Raw genomic sequence first — 1,741 nt, 5'->3', positions numbered from 1 at the left:
TGATGATCGAGAACAGTTTCTCCCAAGTAACATTTACAGGGGGTGGGAACTTTACGTTAAGTGTCGGTGGTTTAGTTGGTGAAACGAATGGTCAAGTGACGATCACTGATTCCAGAAGTGAAAGTCGCACCAGCATCAATTCAGCAAGCGGAACGAGTCGAGGAGGCTTTATTTCTCGAGTCGCTCATTCAGGAAGTGCCACGATCCAACGAAGTGTCAATTCAAGTGACATGCGGGGAAATAATAGTTCAGTCGGTGGCTTTATCGGGCGCATGTCTGGAACTGCAAGGATCGAAGAAAGCTACCATAATGGGCATGTCCAAGGAAGTACCAGTCTGGGAACTGGTGGGTTTGTTGGTTTAGGTGACGGCAATAATTCGCTTGTGATTGTCGATAGTTACAGCATCGGCTCCTCCAACGGCAACGGGGTGATCGGCGTGAATCAGGAATCCAATAGTGTCACGCTTAGTCAAGTTTTTGTTGCTGGATTTACCGGAGGACAACCTATCACATCAGATTCGACTAGTATTACAGCGACCAATGTTTATTATGATTCCAGTACAACAAACAAATCGTCAACGACAGGTGTTGGTGAAGCGAAAACGACGTTAGAACTGATCGAAGCTACAACTGGTGGCTTAGGATTTGGCAATCGTTGGCGAACGGATTTCTCCGTGAGTCAACGAACGAATAAGACCTATCCTTATCTAAGTTGGCAAACAAATAATGTGCAAGCTTTGATGTTTTTCAATAGTATCGATCCAATGGTCGATCGTTCAGTGACTGGCAATCAAGTTTCTGTGACGTTGGATTTGCAAAATGATTCACTGCGACTGTTTAACCCATACACCGCAGGGTTAGCAAGTAATGCTTCAGCAGGAGAACAAATGATCAACCGTAATGGTGCCTCACGCTTTTCTATTGGTGTCATCAATGAGCAAGGGGTCGTTGGTTTTACTGCGCGACGTATGGATTTAAATGTGACCCGTCAACCTGCGGCTGGAAGTTCAAGTGATCCTGTGATTGATAAAACTAATTTTCTTGAAGGAGAATCGATCGTTGTTACTGCTCCAGAAGCAAATTATGGGTATCGTTTTGATGGTTTCACGGTGACTGGTGCTAATAGCACGATCACTGATCTTGATTTAGTCAATCGAACGGCTACTTTCACGATGGGAACAGCAGACGCAACGGTCACAGCGAATTATCAACAAACAGTTATTTGGACAGCGGAAGATCTACGCAGATTTTTAAATAGTCAAGCGCCATTTAATCGAGATGATGAGACCTATTCGATTGAACCAGTAGACGGTCAAACAATCGATATGTCTGGTGAAGGGGAATTTATTGGCCGCGGGAACTTTACTGGCGTGTTGAAAGGGAATAACGCAACAATCAAAAATCTAACTATACGCGGTGGTGAATCAAGTGTCGGATTTATTCGTGAGATAAATAGCGGGACGGCACGAATAGAAGATCTACATTTTGAAGGTTTGACAATTGATAGCACTAGAGGCCAATCGTTTACTACGTATATTGGACTTATGGCTCAAGTAGGTGGTGGGCGAACAGCTGAGCTTGAAAACATCAGTATTGATGGAACGAGCCAGATTTCTGCGAATCAACCAAATGGAGCCGGAGGATTAGTTGGGCAAAATAATGGAACAACACTGATCATGAATAGTCGTGTATCAGGGACCCTAAGCACGAAAACCTCAAATGGCTTGATGGGCGGTATCGT

General features: G+C 44.3%; 1 protein-coding gene. It reads left to right on the top strand.

Translation table 11 applies throughout. The features are described from left to right. On the top strand, nt 1-1,741 hold a 1,741-nt coding region (locus JZO83_RS12790), incomplete at both ends, for a hypothetical protein (RefSeq protein WP_207115984.1).

This window comes from Enterococcus sp. DIV1298c (assembly GCF_017316315.1).
Classification (GTDB): Bacteria; Bacillota; Bacilli; order Lactobacillales; family Enterococcaceae; genus Enterococcus_B; species Enterococcus_B mangumiae.
Note: the sequence above shows the minus strand (reverse complement) of the source record. Positions and strands in the feature narration are given on the sequence as shown.